The following is a 13,961-nucleotide window of genomic DNA, read 5'->3' on the forward strand; positions in this document are numbered from 1 at the left end:
TGGCACCCGGGCGTCGCGCTCGGAGCGCGTCAAGCGCACCGCGCGTGGCTCAGGAAAGGGCCCGGGACAGCCGCCGCTCCCGCGCCTCCGCCAGCGTGCCAGCGTCCAGCAGCACGGCCGTCTTCTCCGGTGCGGACAGCGGCTCCGTCACACCGCCCAGCAGCTTCTGCCTCGCGGACGCCAGCGCCACCGGCGCCGTCTCCAGGCCCGGCTGTGACTCCAGCAGCGCCAGGTGCAGCGCGTGCGCCCGTGCATCCGTGAGCACGTGGTCCACCGCGTCCGCCACCGGTGCCACCGCGTGCTCCTCCGTGACTTCCCGCGCCCTCGACAGCACCGCGGGAGGCTCCGTCTCCTCGGGCATGAGGAACAGGCCCATGCGCTCCGCCCACAGGCCCAGCGACGCGCGCGCGGTGAAGACGGAGAGGGGAATGGACAGCAGCAGCCCCGCCACCACCGGCGACAGCCACGCCAGCAGGCCCGGCGACAGCAGGAACGCGCCCACCGCCAGTGCCACGCCGAAGGCCGTGTGCACCGCGTGCCGGCGCGCGGCCTCGGACCAGGGCAGGTCCGCGTCCTCACGCTGCTGGCTGGACCACGTCACCCGGTAGCCCAGCAGCGTCCCGAAGACGAAGTGCGATTGGAACAGCATCATCACCGGCGCGAGCAGCGAGGCCAGCACGCTCTCCACCAGTACGCTCGCCACCAGTCGCGCCCGGCCTCCCATGCGCACCGCGTCCTGTCCGCGCGCCAGGGCCAGCGTCAGGCCCAGCACCTTCGGCGCGAACAGCATCCCCATGGACACGCTGAACAGCCGCAGCGCGCCGTCGGAGTCGAACCCGAGCCCCGCTGCCTGCTCGGGCAGGTGCGTCAGCGACAGCCACCCGTCATGCAGCGCCGCTACCAACCCTGCCAGCAGGAACAGCAGCCACAGTGGCGACGCCACGTAGGACATCACGCCCATCAGGAAGTGACCCCGGCTGATGGGGTGCAGCCCGCCCGCCATCACGAGGCTCAGGTGCTGGAGGTTGCCCTGGCACCAGCGCCTGTCTCGCTGCGCGTAGGCCAGCAGGTTCGGCGGCGGCTGCTCGAAGCTGCCTCCCAGTTCCGGCACCAGCCACACCGTGTATCCCGCGCGGCGCATCAGCGCGGCCTCCACGAAGTCATGGCTGAGGATGTGTCCGCCGAAGGGCTGTTGTCCCGGCAGCACCGGCAGCCCGCAGTGCTCGATGAACGCTTCGGTGCGGATGATGGCGTTGTGTCCCCAGTAGTTGGACTCGCCCAGCTGCCACGCCGCCGCGCCCGCCGCCACCACCGGCCCGTACACCCGGCCCGCGAACTGCTGCAGGCGCGCGAACAGCGTGCTGCGGCCCACACACAGGGGCGGCGCCTGGATGATGCCCGTGCGCGGGTTCAGCTCCATCAGCCGCGCCATCTTCACCAGCGTGCGGCCGTCCATCAGGCTGTCCGCGTCCAGCACCACCGTGAAGTCGTAGTGCCGGCCCCAGCGCTCGCAGAAATCCTGGAGGTTGCCGGCCTTCTTCCCCGTGTTGTCCGTGCGGCGCCGGTAGAAGATGCGCCCCTGGCCGCCCACCCGGCGGCACAGGTCCGCCCACGCCAGCTCCTCGGCCACCCACGCCTCGGGGCGCGTGGAGTCGCTCAGCACGTAGAAGTCGAAGGACTCCAGGTGCCCCGTGGCCGCCACCGACTCGTAGGTGGCCTGCACGTTGGCGAACACGGCGGCCGGGTCCTCGTTGTGGATGGGCATCACCACCGAGGTGCGCGACGTCAGCCGCGTGGACTCTTCCTCCGCCGTGGGCCAGCGCAGGCCCGGCATCCGCCCACCGACGGCGAGCTGGAGGAAGCCCGCCACCGCCGTCCAGAAGGACAGGGCAATCCACCCGAAGCACAGGGTGAAGAGGGCCACCAGCACCACCTCCGGCGCGGTGGTGCCGCGCACGCTCAGCAGGCGGTGCATCTCCCACGTCCCCAGCACGGTGGACGCGGCGGCCAGGCCCAGGACGCAAGCGCGCCTCGGCCCGGCGCTCTCGGGTGAGAACGAATGGGCGTGCATGTCAGGCTCCGATGGGGACGTCGTGCTCAGCCAGAGATGGACACGTCGGCCTGCGCTCCGCGCCACCAGCGGCGGAGCACCTCACCGAAGGGCCAGAGCACCAGCTGCTGCTCGGGCATCACCGAGGCCACCTGCACCGGGGCCGGCACGGGCACCGCCGCGCGCAGCATCCGCGCGAAGTCCTGCGACAGCGGCTCGCGCGTCAGCGCGCGGGCACCCAGGCGCGCGCCGTCGCACAGCACGAAGGCCGCGCGGCCCCGGGCCAGCAGCGAGCCCTCCAGCTCCTGGCCGAGCGCCTTCGAGAACCACTGCTCCATCCGCGCGCGCGCCAGGGACAGCGCGGCCCGGGGCTCCTCGCGGTGCGCGGTGGAGCCCTCCAGCACCCAGGCGGCCAGCACGTCCAGGTCCTCGCGGGCGGTGAAGCCGAAGCCGTGGAAGAAGGTGTCCATCGCCGCGCACGTCTCGGGGCGCACCCAGGTGGAGGGCGGGACGGAGGGGCGGGAGGTCGGCATCGTCACGGTGTCCACAGGTAGCTCCAGGTCTCGGTGAGGGTCTCTGAACCGCGTCTCAGGTACGCGCGAAGTTCGGTGGGAGCGGTGCCGTCGGGCAGCAGCTCGAAGGTGGCGCGCCAGCCGCCGGAGGGCTCATGGGCACGCACGGTGGTGCGCAGCACCTGCCCGCTCGAGGCGGTGATGACGGCCTCCACCGGCCCGTCGCCCGCCTTGGGGGAGCGCGAGAAGTCGAGCACGAAGCGCCGCGCGCCCGCCGTGTCGCCCGCGGCCACGCGCGTGGCGGTGACGACGGAGCCCGTCGCGGCCCACGGCGACTCGGAGCCCCAGTGCAGGCGGTACGCCACGCGCAGCGGCGCGGCCGGCGTCAGCGGCGCGTCCGGCACCCAGAGGGCGACGATGTTGTCGTGCACCTCCTGCGCCGTCGGAATCTCCACCAGCTTCACGGTGCCCGGGCCCCAGCTGCCCACGGGCTCCACCCACGCGCTGGGGCGGCGCTCGTAGCGGGCTTCCAGGTCCTCGTAGCTGTGGAAGTCGGTGTCCCGCTGCAAGAGCGCGAAGGCGCGCAGGCCCTGGACGCGGAAGCCGGAGACGTTCAGCCGGGCGGGGTTCTGCAGGGGGCGCCAGAGCTGCTCGCCGTCCTGGGACCAGACGAAGAGGCCGTCCGAGTCGTGCACCTCGGGGCGGAAGTCGTCGAAGGTGCCCCGGTCGTTCTCCCCGAACAGGTACATGCTCGTCAGCGGGGCGAGGCCGAGCTGCCCCACGGCCTTGCGCGCGAAGAGCGTGACTTCCACCTCCATCACCGTGCGCGCGCCGGGAATGAGCGTGAAGCGATACGCGCCGGTGACGCTCGGCCCGTCCAGCAGCGCGTGCACCACCACGCGGTCCGCGCCGGGGGCCGGACGCTCCAGCCACAGCTCGCGGAACGAAGGGAACTCCTCGGGGCGAGGCAGCGCGGTGTCGATGGCCAGCCCTCGCGCGGACAGCCCGTACACGTTGCCCTGGCCCAGCGCGCGGAAGTAGCTGGCGCCGAGGAAGGACACCACCTCGTCGAAGTGGTCCTTCCGGTTGAGCGGGTGGGTGAGCCGCAGGCCCGCGAAGCCGGCTGCGTTCGCCAGCGGCGGGGCCGGCACCAGCGCGCCGTACGTGTAGAGGTCTGGCGAGAAGCGCACCGGCTCCGCGCGGCCGCCCTCCACCACATTCACCACGACGGGCACGGGGTAGAGGAAGCCGGGGTGGAAGAACTGCGCCTGGAAGGGCAGGCCGGCCTCGCGCCACAGGGCCTGGTCGTTGCGGTAGCGGATGTCCCGGTACGCGTCATAGGAGAGGTGCGCGTACGCCTCGGGCAGGGACTGGCGGGGCTCTTGGTAGGGACGCGCCGCCAGGGCGCGGGCCCGCTCCACCACGGTGGCGGCGGTGAAGGCTCGCGCCACGGTGCCGGACTTCGCGGGGGCGGAGGGCTCTCGCGCGCTGGCGGCCCCACTGGAGGCCACCACCGCCGCGCACAGCCACGCGCTCCATGTCTTGCGCCCCGACGACTTCACGACCCGATGCCTCCGAATGAACCGGTACGTCGAACGACCCCCCGGTCCTTCGGACACTTCGCCCGACCTCATGCCGCACCACACTGGCGGTGCAGCGCGTCAGGGCCTGAGCAACCCGCGTACCAGCGCGTCATGACCCGGCCTGTCCGGGGCCGAACCCACCGGATTCCCAGGATCTGAAGGCGCAATCCAGTTGCGACTCCAAAGAGTCTCAGGATTGAAGAGGAATGAGGGGCGAACTCCCCGGTCGCCAGGCGAGGGGCCTGGGGAGAAGAGGGGCAGCCCGGGAACAGGGCTGTCCAAATCTTCCACAAGCGGACACGGACTCCGGGTGACGGCGGGTGCTACGACGCCGCGCGGCCCAGGCGCTCCTGCACCAGGGAGAGCAGCTCCCTCCCGGCGAAGGGCTTCTCGATGTGGGGGCTGGGGACGGTCTCCAGGAAGGCGCGGGCCTGCTGCGTCACGGCGCCGCCGGTGAGGAACACCACGCACCGGGCCTGCTCCGGGTAGCGCTCCTGCAGGGCCGAGTAGAACTCCATGCCGCTCATGCCCGGCATCATCAAGTCACAGAAGACGACGTCGAAGCGCTCCCCGGCCTCGATTCGCTCCAGCGCCTCCTGCGCGCGCGTGGACAGCGTCACGTCATGGTGGGGCCGCAGCGTGCGCCCCAGCGCGGTGCAGACGAGCGGCTCGTCATCCACCACCAGCAGCCGGCCCCGCTTCTCCGTGGAGGGTGGTAGGGGCGGCGGGGCTTCCTGGGCCGCTTCCGCCGGCGTCGACGCGGGCAGGAGGACGCGGAAGATGGAGCCCTTGCCCGGCTCGCTCTCCACGTGGATTTCGCCGCCCAGCGACGCGACGAGGCTGTGACAGATGGACAGCCCGAGCCCGGTGCCCACGCCCGGCTCCTTCGTCGTGAAGAAGGGGTCGAACAGGCGCGACAGGTGCTCGGAGGCGATGCCCATGCCGGTGTCCGCCACCTCCACCACCACCCGGCCGCCGCTGCCCAGGCGCGTGGCCACGCGGATTTCGTGCCGCTCGGGCGTGCCGCCGGGAATGGCCTGCGCGGCGTTGACGAGCAGGTTGAGGAACACCTGGCCCAGGCGCGACTCGTTGGCGCGCACCCGGGGCACCTCGTCGAACTGCTTCGAGAGCCGCGCGCGGTGGCGGATTTCGGTGGTCGCCAGGTTCAGCGTGGACTCCAGCACCTGCCGCACGTCCACGTCCGAGTTGTCCGCCGAGTCCACCCGGCTGAAGGTCTTCAAGTCCCGGACGATGGTGCGCACCCGCTCCGCGCCCTGCTGCGCCTCGGCGAGCGCGGACCGCGCGTCCGCCACCGAGCCCGCCACCTTCGGCTCCAGCTCGTCCGCCCCGTTCGCCAGCAGCTTGCTCAGCTCCTCGCGCGCGAAGGCGAGGTTCGCCGTGAGGTAGGCCAGCGGGTTGTTGATTTCATGCGCCACGCCGGCCGCGAGCGTGCCCACCGACGCCATCCGCTCCGCGAGCATCAGCCGCGCCTGCATCTGGTGGCGCTCGGTGAGGTCGTGCGAGACGGAGACGATGGCGTCCTCTCCGTCGAAGGGCAGGGGGAAGGTGGTGGACTCCACGTGGAGGATGGTGCCGTCCTTGCGCAGCAGCCGCCGCTCCTGGAGCGCGGCGCGGCCGGTGCGCAGCGCCTCGTGCATGCGCGCGTCCGCCGACTTGAAGTCCTCCGCGGGGATGATGTCGGAGATGTGCTTGCCAATCAGCTCGCGCACGTCCGAGTAGCCCAGCGCCGCGGCCACCTTGAGGTTGGCGTAGCGCACGCGCGCATCCTTGTCGAAGACGGCCATCAGGTCCGGCAGGCTCTCGATGAGGGTGCGGAAGCTCACCTCGGAGCGGCGCAGCTCCTCCTCGGCCCGCTTCAGCGGGGTGATGTCCGGGAAGAAGGAGATGATGTGTGGCGAGCCCGCGTAGGGCACCAGCCCCATGAACAGCAGCGTGTGCCGCACCTCGCCCGAGCGCGTGTGGTACTGCGCGTCCACCCCGCGCACCGAGCCGTGCCGCCTCAGCCGCTCCACCACCTGGGACCGGTCGAAGGGGCGCTCCCACAGGCGCAGGTCCACCGTGGTGCGGCCGATGACCTCGTCGCGCGAGTATCCGAAGGCCTGGAAGTACGCGTCGTTCGCCGCGACGATGCGTCCGTCCGTCAGCGTGGTGATGGACGTGGGGACGGGGGACACCGACAGCAGGCTGTCGCGCAGTTCGTCCCCGTACGGCACGCTCGTGCGGCTCTGGCGCCGGGCGAAGCGCCGTTCGGCCAGCTCCAGCCGCAGCTCCAGCTCCGCCGCGTCGGCCGGCCACGTCAGCACCTCGTCCGCGCCGGCCTCGACGGCGGCGTGCAGCGTGCCCATCGCCGAGCGCGGCCCCAGCAGCAGCACCACCGCCTCCACGCCGCCGGGGAGGCTGCGCAGGGCGCGCAGGAGGGGGACGGGCGACGCCGGACCGTGGGCGTCCACCACCACGAGCGCACAGGCGCCCGAGCGCCAGACGCCCGGCACCTCGGCGTCACGCGCGGCGGTGACCACCGTATGGCCTCGTGCCCGCAGCCGGGACTCCAGTGGCGCCAGGTCCACCCCGGCATGGGTGACGATCAGGACCCGCATCGGACTCCTCGCAAACAAACATTCATCGTTGCACGAGCCTTCGGGTTGTAAAAGTGTGGTGTCCTTAGCTTTAGCCGGGGACTGGAGGGCACGGGGTCACCCGGCTGGTACACTGCGGGACGGACCGGGTCATCCCGGTGCAGATGGAGGGGGGACACGGATGGAACGGAGGGGACTGAGCGAGCCGGCCCTGGAGCCGAGGAGGCCTCTTCCCATGCCCGTGCAGGTGCCACGGCGCAATTTCGAGGGGCTGTTCGTTCACGCACTGAAGCCCACGGGGGGCTTCGCCCAGTCGCTGCGTGACATCGGCTACGACGGGGAGGCGGCGCAGGAATACTACCCGCTGTCGGTGTGGCGGGCGGCGCTCGGGGTGGCCCGGCGCTACGCCTTCGCCGGGGAGCCGCCCGAGGTCGCCAACCGGGCGCTGGGGCACAAGTACGTGGAGGGCTTTGCGCAGACGCTGGTGGGGCGCATCTTCGCCACGGCGGCGCCGCTGCTGGGCACGGAGCGGTGCCTGACGCGGCTGCCCACGTACCTCAAGGCGGGGCGCGAGGACATGCGGATGCTGCTGGAGCCCGTGCAGGCTCGCGAGTGGCGGGTGCGCGTGGTGGACCCGGACCCGCTGCCGGACTTCGTGGCGGGCGTGGTGGAGGGCGTGCTGCGCCGCACCCGGGTGTCGCCACGGGTGGAGGTGCTGGAGCGCCAGTCCACCGGCTACGTCCTGCGCGTGGGGTGGGACGAGCGGTGAGCGCGCCCTTCAGTTGAGGAACCGCTTCGGGGGCGGCTTGCGCCCCGGAGCCGCCGTGGGCCGGGCCGCGAGCCAGCGCTGGATGACGTCCAGGAGCCCGTCGAAGGTGTCGCGCAGGGCCCAGGCCCGGTCATCCGCGTCACTCAGGTCCACGCAGCGCAACAGCCCGTCGCGCAGGGCGCGCTGGGCGCCGGGGCAGTCGCCGCGCTCGTCGATGAGCTGCTCGGCGGTGCGGGCGTAGAGCCGGTAGCAGCCCTCGATGTCGCCGCGGTTGTAGGCAGGGGCGCCCACGTTGATGGCCTGGCCCAGGGTGCTGGCGATGGACTCCACCGCGCCCGAGGAGGCGCCCTCCAGCATGCTCAGCGGATGCTGGGGCACCTGGCGCACGCGGCCCGCCCGTCGGCGGGGGGCCTCCAGCGCGGACAGCGGCGCCGACGCGGTGCCGCGCAAGAGGGGCGTCACGTAGCGGGTGGGGATGACGAGCCCCAGCGAGCGGCCATTGGCCAGGGCCGCGGTGGCCACGCCCACCACGGCGCCACGCGCGTCCAGCACCGGGCCGCCCGAGGACTCCTCGGCGAGGGTGCGCGTCAGCTCCAGCAGGGTGAGCCAGTCGCCCAGCACCTGCACCGCGCGCACCTCCAGCGTCCGCACCTCCGGTGCGGGACCGCCCACCGCGCGCAGGACGTAGACATTCTCTCCCTCGGCGGGCAGCGGGTGCGGGGACAGCGCGAGCGCGGGCACCATGTCCGGCAGGGGCAGGCGGAGGATGGCCAGGTCTCGTCGCTCGTCCAGGGCCACCACCTGCACCACCTGGGCGCGCACGCCATCCGACATCACCGCGCCGATGCTGCGCGCGCCGGCCACCGCGTGGAGGCTGGTGACGAGGTGCCCTTCCGCCGTGGCCACGAAGCCGGACGCGGTGCGGCCGTCCACCTCCAACATCACCAGGGACGGGGAGGCCTCGACCAGCGCATCCCGGGGAGGCGTCCTATCGGTGCCTTCGGACATGGGGACCTCCGGTGTCACATGAAGCGCTACTTCTAGCAGCCGCTCGCCTGGCACCCAACCCGGGAGAGGGCCGACTGGACCAAGGTCCTACTTGTCGTTGGCGCCGAAGTGTCCGCTCGTTAAACCTGCGACCTCCATGCATAAGACCCACCTCGTAGGCGCGCGCACGCACAACCTGAAGGACCTCTCCGTGGACCTGGCGGAAGGGGAGTTCGTCTGCATCACCGGCGTGTCCGGGGCGGGAAAGTCCAGCCTGGCGCTGGATACCCTGTACGCCGAGGGGCAGCGGCGCTTCGTGGAGAGCTTCAGCCCGTACGCCCGGCAGTTCCTCGAGCGGCTGGAGCGGCCGCCCATGGATGCGCTCGAGCCCGTGGCTGCTGGGGTGGCGGTGGACCGGCGGGCCCCGGTGAAGAGCTCGCGCTCGACGGTGGCGACGCTGGCGGACGTGGAGCCGTACCTCTCCGCGCTCTTCACGCGCGAGGCGGTGCCGGTGTGCCCCACGTGCGGCGTGGAGGCGGTGCGCACGGACGCGCGCGTGGCGGCGGCCGCCGTCATTCGCGAGCACCCGGACGCGCAGGCCGTCATCACCTTCCCGGTGCGCATCCCCGACACGTCGGCGTTCCTCGACGCGCGGGTGCGGCTGTTGAAGGACGGCTACCACCGGCTGATGGTGCAGGGCGAGGTGAAGGAGCTGGAGACCCTGAAGCCCTCCGAGGCCACGGACCCGGCGGGCGTGGCGCGCGTGGTGGTGGACCGGGTGAAGCTGACGGACGCGCAACTGTCGCGCGTGACGCAGGCGCTGGAGGACGCGTGGGCGCGCGCGGACGGCGAGGCGCTGGCCTTCATCCCCGGCCAGTCCCCGCACCGGCTGCGGCGCGGCCTGGTGTGTCCCAAGTGCGCGAAGGAGTTCGAGCCCGCGCGGCCCGGCCTCTTCAGCTACCAGTCCCCGGTGGGCGCGTGCGCGGCGTGCCGAGGCTTCGGGCGGACCATCGGCATCGACTGGGACAAGGTGATTCCCAACCCGGCGCTGAGCCTGTCGAAGGGCGCCATCCGCCCCTGGTCCGGCCAGTCCACGTCGTGGGAGCGCGGCATGCTCCAGCGCTGGTGCAAGGCGCGGGGCATCTCCATGGACAAGCCCTGGGGAGAGCTGACGCCGGAGCAGCAGGAGCTGGTGCTGGAGGGCGAGGGTGACTACCGCGACGGCCGCGCCTACCCGGGCGTGCGCGCGTGGTTCCGGTGGATGGAGGGCCGCACGTACAAGATGCACGTGCGCGTGCTGCTGGCCCGCTACCGCGCCTACTCGCTGTGCAAGGACTGCGGCGGCGCGCGGCTCAACGAGCAGGCCCGCGCGTACCGCGTGGGTGGGCTCGATCTACCCTCGTGGCACGGGCTGGAGCTGACGGACGCGCTGGCGCGGCTGGAGGCGCTGAAGACCACCACCGGCCAGGGCGACCTCGCGCGGCGCGAGCTGGCGGGGCGCCTGCGCTACCTGCAGCGCGTGGGCCTGGGCTACCTCACGTTGGACCGGCAGGCACGCACGCTGTCGGGCGGCGAGGCCCAGCGGGTGTCCCTCACCGCGGCGCTGGGTACGTCGCTGACGGGCGCGCTCTTCGTGCTGGACGAGCCCACCGTGGGCCTGCACCCGGGAGACGTGCCGCCGCTGACGGAGGCCATCGCCGAGCTGGCGGAGCGGGGCAACATCGCGCTGGTCATCGAGCATGACCCGCTGGTCATCCGCTCCGCGCACCGCGTGCTGGAGTTGGGCCCTGGGGCCGGGAAGCAGGGCGGGACGCTGTGCTTCGACGGCACCCCCGAGGCGCTGGCGAAGAAGTCCGAATTGCCCACCGGCCGGATGCTCGCGGGAGTCGGCGAGACGAAGCGCACGCCGCGCCAGCGCAAGGGCGAGCTGGTGGTGAAGGGCGCACGTGAGCACAACCTGAAGGACCTGTCCGTGCACGTGCCGCTGGGCGTGATGTGCGCGATTACGGGGCCGAGCGGCTCGGGCAAGAGCACGTTGATGGACGAGGTGCTCTACCGGCACCTGGCGCGGCGGCTGGGCATGAAGGACGTGGAGGCCCCGGGCGCGGTGGCGGCGCTGGAGGGGATGGAGGCGGTGGAGGACGTCACCTTCGTGGACCAGTCCCCGCTGGGGCGCACGTCGCGCGGCAACGCGGCCACGTACACCAAGGCGTGGGACCGGCTGCGCGAGCGCTTCGCCGCGGAGCCGGACGCGGAGGTGCGTGGCCTCACCGCGGCGCACTTCTCCTTCAACGTGGACAAGGGCCGGTGCGAGGCGTGCTCGGGCGAGGGCTACGAGACGGTGGAGATGCAGTTCCTCGCGGACGTGGCGCTCCTGTGCGCGGCGTGCCGGGGCCGGCGCTTCAAGGAGGACGTGCTCGCCGTGCGCCACCAGGGCTTCAGCGTGGCGCAGGTGCTGGAGATGACGGTGGCGGAGGTGCTCCAGCACTTCGGCAGCGACGCTGCCCTCCAGCGCACGCTGGGGCCGGCGGCGCGGCTGGGCCTGGGCTACCTGCCGCTGGGCCAGCCTCTGTCCACGCTGTCCGGCGGCGAGGCGCAGCGGCTGAAGCTGGCGCGCGCGCTGGCCAGCAACGCGAAGGGCACGCTCTTCCTCATCGACGAGCCCAGCGCCGGCCTGCACGCGGAGGACGTGCGCCACGTCATCGCCGCGCTGCACGAGTTGGTGGACCGGGGCGCGAGCGTCATCGTCGTGGACCACGACGTGTCGGTGATGAAGGGCTCGGACTGGGTCATCGACCTGGGCCCGGTGGGCGGGCGCGACGGCGGCCGGCTCGTGGCCGAGGGCACCCCCGACGACGTGGCCAGCGCGGACGGCGCCACCGCGAAGGCGCTGCGCGGCGAGCACAAGCCCCTGGGCCGCTCGGTGAAGCTGCGCCGGCCGGGGAAGGACGCGGTGCCCGCGATTGAGGTGGAGCACGCGCGCGAGCACAACCTGCAGGACGTGTCCTGCCGGATTCCCCTCGGGAAGATGACGGTGGTGACGGGGCCCAGTGGCTCGGGCAAGAGCTCGCTGGTGTTCGACGTGGTGTTCGCGGAAGGGCAGCGGCGCTTCCTGGAGACGCTGAGCCCGTACGCGCGCCAGTTCCTTCCCACCATGCCGCGCCCGGACGTGGAGCGCATCGGCTCGCTGCCGCCCTCCGTGGCGCTGGAGCAGCGCACCTCGCGCGCGGGCGCCACCAGCACCGTGGCCACCGTCACCGAGGTGGCGCACTACCTGCGCCTCCTCTTCGCCAAGCTGGGCGAGCCGCACTGCCCGCGCGACGACTCGCCCATCGCCTCCACCACGCCGGACGTGCTCTACGCGCAGCTCACGGCGATGAAGGGCGAGGGCACGGTGCTGGCGCCGGCGGTGCGCGCGCGCAAGGGCACCTACCTGGACGTCTTCGCCGCCGCGGCGCGCGGGGGGATTGCCCAGGCGATTGTCGACGGGAAGCTGTCCTCGACGGATGACCCGCCGCGCCTGACGAAGACGCGTGAGCACGACATCGACCTCGTCATGTACGAGGGCAAGCTGTCGAAGCTGCCGCGCGAAGTCTTCGACAAGGCGCTGGGCTGGGGCCAGGGTGCGCTGAAGGTGGGCGGCGGGAAGGGTGAGACGCTGCTGTCCACCGAGCGCACCTGCCCGAAGTGCGGCACCGCCGTGCCGGAGCTGGACCCGCGCTGGTTCTCCTTCAACACCAAGCAGGGCCGCTGCGAGTCGTGCGAGGGCACCGGCGTGGAGGGCGGCGCGGAGGCCATGGCCGAGGGCGAGGTGGCGCCGTGCAGCACCTGCGACGGCAGCCGGCTGGCTCCGGTACCGCGCGGCGTGCGGCTGGAGTCCGCGCGCTATCACGAGGTGGTGCAGCAGTCCGTCGCCTCGGCGCTGGCGCGCGTGCGCACGTGGAAGTTCAAGGGAGACCGGGCGCTGATTGGCGAGCAGTCCCGCCAGGAGCTGCTGCGGCGCCTGGAGTTCCTGGAGCGCGTGGGCCTGGGCTACCTCTCGCTGGACCGCAACGCGGCCTCGCTGTCGGGCGGGGAGATGCAGCGACTGCGCCTGTCCGCGCAGCTGGGCGCGGGCCTCACCGGCGCGATGTACGTGCTGGACGAGCCCACCATCGGCCTGCACCCGCGCGACACGCACCGGCTGCTGGACAACCTGCGCGCCCTGGTGGCCACGGGCTCCACGGTGCTGGTGGTGGAGCACGACTCGGACACCATCCGCGCGGCGGACCACCTGTTGGACCTCGGGCCCACGGGCGGGCGCGGCGGCGGGCACATCCTCGCGGAGGGCGCGCCGGACGTGGTGCTGGAGGGTGACTCGCCCACGGCCCGTGCGCTGAAGGCGGCACAGGTGCGGCCTCCCTCCGGACGCGGCGAGCCCAAGCAGTGGCTGGAGCTGAAGGGCGCGCGAGCCAACAACCTCAAGCGCGTGGACCTGAAGCTGCCGGTGGGTCGGCTCAACGTCGTCTCGGGCGTGTCCGGCTCGGGGAAGAGCACGCTGATTCGACAGGTGCTGTACCCGGCGCTGCGCGAGAAGCTCGAGCTCGTCACCACGAAGCCGGGGGCGTTCGACTCGCTGCGCGGGGTGGAGTCCATCAAGCGCGTGCTGTCGGTGGACCAGTCGCCCATCGGCCGCACGCCGCGCTCGGTGCCGGCGACCTTCCTGGGCATCTGGGACGAATTGCGCCGTGTGTTCGCGGCCACGCCCGAGGCGAAGATTCGCGGCTTCACGGCCACGCGCTTCTCCTTCAACTCGGCCCAGGGCGGCCGGTGCACCGCGTGCGAGGGGCAGGGTGCCATCTCCCACGAGATGTCCTTCCTCCCGGACGTGGTGACGCCGTGCGAGGCGTGCAACGGCGCGCGCTTCGACGCGGCCACGCTGGAGGTCCGCTACAACGGGCTGTCCATCGGCGACGTGCTCCGGCTGTCCGCCGACGAGGCGAAGGACGTCTTCCGCGCGCTGCCCCGGGTGTCCGCGCCGCTGGAGTGCCTGGCGGACCTGGGCGTCGGCTACCTGCAGCTCGGCCAGGGCTCCAACACCCTGTCCGGCGGCGAGGCACAGCGGCTGAAGCTGGCCGCGGAGCTGACCGCCACCGCGCGGCACGAGCCCACGCTGTACGTGCTGGACGAGCCCACCACGGGCCTGCACCTGGGTGACGTGGAGAAGCTGATTACCTTCATGGGCCGGCTGGTGGACCGCGGCGACACGCTGGTGGTCATCGAGCACCACCCGTCGGTCATCGGCGCGGCGGAACACGTGGTGGAATTGGGGCCCGAGGGTGGCGAGGAGGGCGGCCACATCGTGGCGACCGGCACGCCTCGTGAGGTGGCGAAGCTGAAGACGCCCACCGGGCGGGTGCTCAAGTCACTCTTTTCCGGTGAGGACACCCGTCCGAGGGCTACGGCACGGAGGGCGTGAAACCC

At 72.4% G+C, this 13,961-nt stretch carries 7 protein-coding genes; 2 read left to right on the top strand and 5 right to left on the bottom strand.

The genetic code is table 11. From position 1 onward, the window contains the following. Positions 1 to 49 precede the first annotated feature (49 nt). The 4 genes from mdoH to G4D86_RS32100 form a co-directional block, all read right to left on the bottom strand. Entirely contained in the window at positions 50 to 2,071 is a 2,022-nt protein-coding gene (gene mdoH, locus G4D86_RS32085) for a glucans biosynthesis glucosyltransferase MdoH (protein WP_163997896.1), read from the bottom strand. A gap of 26 nt (positions 2,072 to 2,097) precedes the next feature. Continuing rightward, positions 2,098 to 2,583, bottom strand: coding sequence for a hypothetical protein (locus G4D86_RS32090; RefSeq protein ID WP_240360583.1), 486 nt, complete (start codon positions 2,581 to 2,583; stop codon positions 2,098 to 2,100). A gap of 2 nt (positions 2,584 to 2,585) precedes the next feature. Beyond that, the gene (locus G4D86_RS32095; RefSeq protein WP_240360584.1) at positions 2,586 to 4,124 is read right to left on the bottom strand and encodes an OpgD/OpgG family glucan biosynthesis protein; all 1,539 of its coding nucleotides are present in this window, start codon (positions 4,122 to 4,124) and stop codon (positions 2,586 to 2,588) included. A gap of 344 nt (positions 4,125 to 4,468) precedes the next feature. After that, positions 4,469 to 6,763, bottom strand: coding sequence for a PAS domain S-box protein (locus G4D86_RS32100; protein ID WP_163997899.1), 2,295 nt, complete (start codon positions 6,761 to 6,763; stop codon positions 4,469 to 4,471). A gap of 160 nt (positions 6,764 to 6,923) precedes the next feature. Between G4D86_RS32100 and G4D86_RS32105 the strand changes: the two genes are divergently transcribed. Further along, positions 6,924 to 7,511, top strand: coding sequence for a DUF2378 family protein (locus G4D86_RS32105; RefSeq protein ID WP_163997900.1), 588 nt, complete (start codon positions 6,924 to 6,926; stop codon positions 7,509 to 7,511). 9 nt (positions 7,512 to 7,520) lie between these two features. Here the strand turns inward: G4D86_RS32105 and G4D86_RS32110 are convergent, their stop codons facing one another. Further along, a complete protein-coding gene (locus G4D86_RS32110; protein ID WP_163997901.1) occupies positions 7,521 to 8,519 on the bottom strand; it encodes a S1 family peptidase in 999 nt (332 codons plus the stop codon). A gap of 136 nt (positions 8,520 to 8,655) precedes the next feature. Between G4D86_RS32110 and uvrA the strand changes: the two genes are divergently transcribed. Next, positions 8,656 to 13,956, top strand: coding sequence for an excinuclease ABC subunit UvrA (gene uvrA / locus G4D86_RS32115; RefSeq protein ID WP_163997902.1), 5,301 nt, complete (start codon positions 8,656 to 8,658; stop codon positions 13,954 to 13,956). Positions 13,957 to 13,961 lie beyond the last annotated feature (5 nt).

Origin of the sequence: Pyxidicoccus caerfyrddinensis, from assembly GCF_010894405.1 — a bacterium.
Taxonomy (GTDB): domain Bacteria; phylum Myxococcota; class Myxococcia; order Myxococcales; family Myxococcaceae; genus Myxococcus; species Myxococcus caerfyrddinensis.

Excerpts from the sequence above, each read along its gene's own strand:
- G4D86_RS32100 (WP_163997899.1), bottom strand. The coding sequence starts at position 6,763 with ATGCGGGTCCTGATCGTCACCCATGCCGGGGTGGACCTGGCGCCACTG.
- G4D86_RS32110 (WP_163997901.1), bottom strand. The coding sequence starts at position 8,519 with ATGTCCGAAGGCACCGATAGGACGCCTCCCCGGGATGCGCTGGTCGAG.
- G4D86_RS32090 (WP_240360583.1), bottom strand. The coding sequence starts at position 2,583 with ATGCCGACCTCCCGCCCCTCCGTCCCGCCCTCCACCTGGGTGCGCCCC.
- G4D86_RS32105 (WP_163997900.1), top strand. The coding sequence starts at position 6,924 with ATGGAACGGAGGGGACTGAGCGAGCCGGCCCTGGAGCCGAGGAGGCCT.
- uvrA (WP_163997902.1), top strand. The coding sequence starts at position 8,656 with ATGCATAAGACCCACCTCGTAGGCGCGCGCACGCACAACCTGAAGGAC.
- mdoH (WP_163997896.1), bottom strand. The coding sequence starts at position 2,071 with ATGCACGCCCATTCGTTCTCACCCGAGAGCGCCGGGCCGAGGCGCGCT.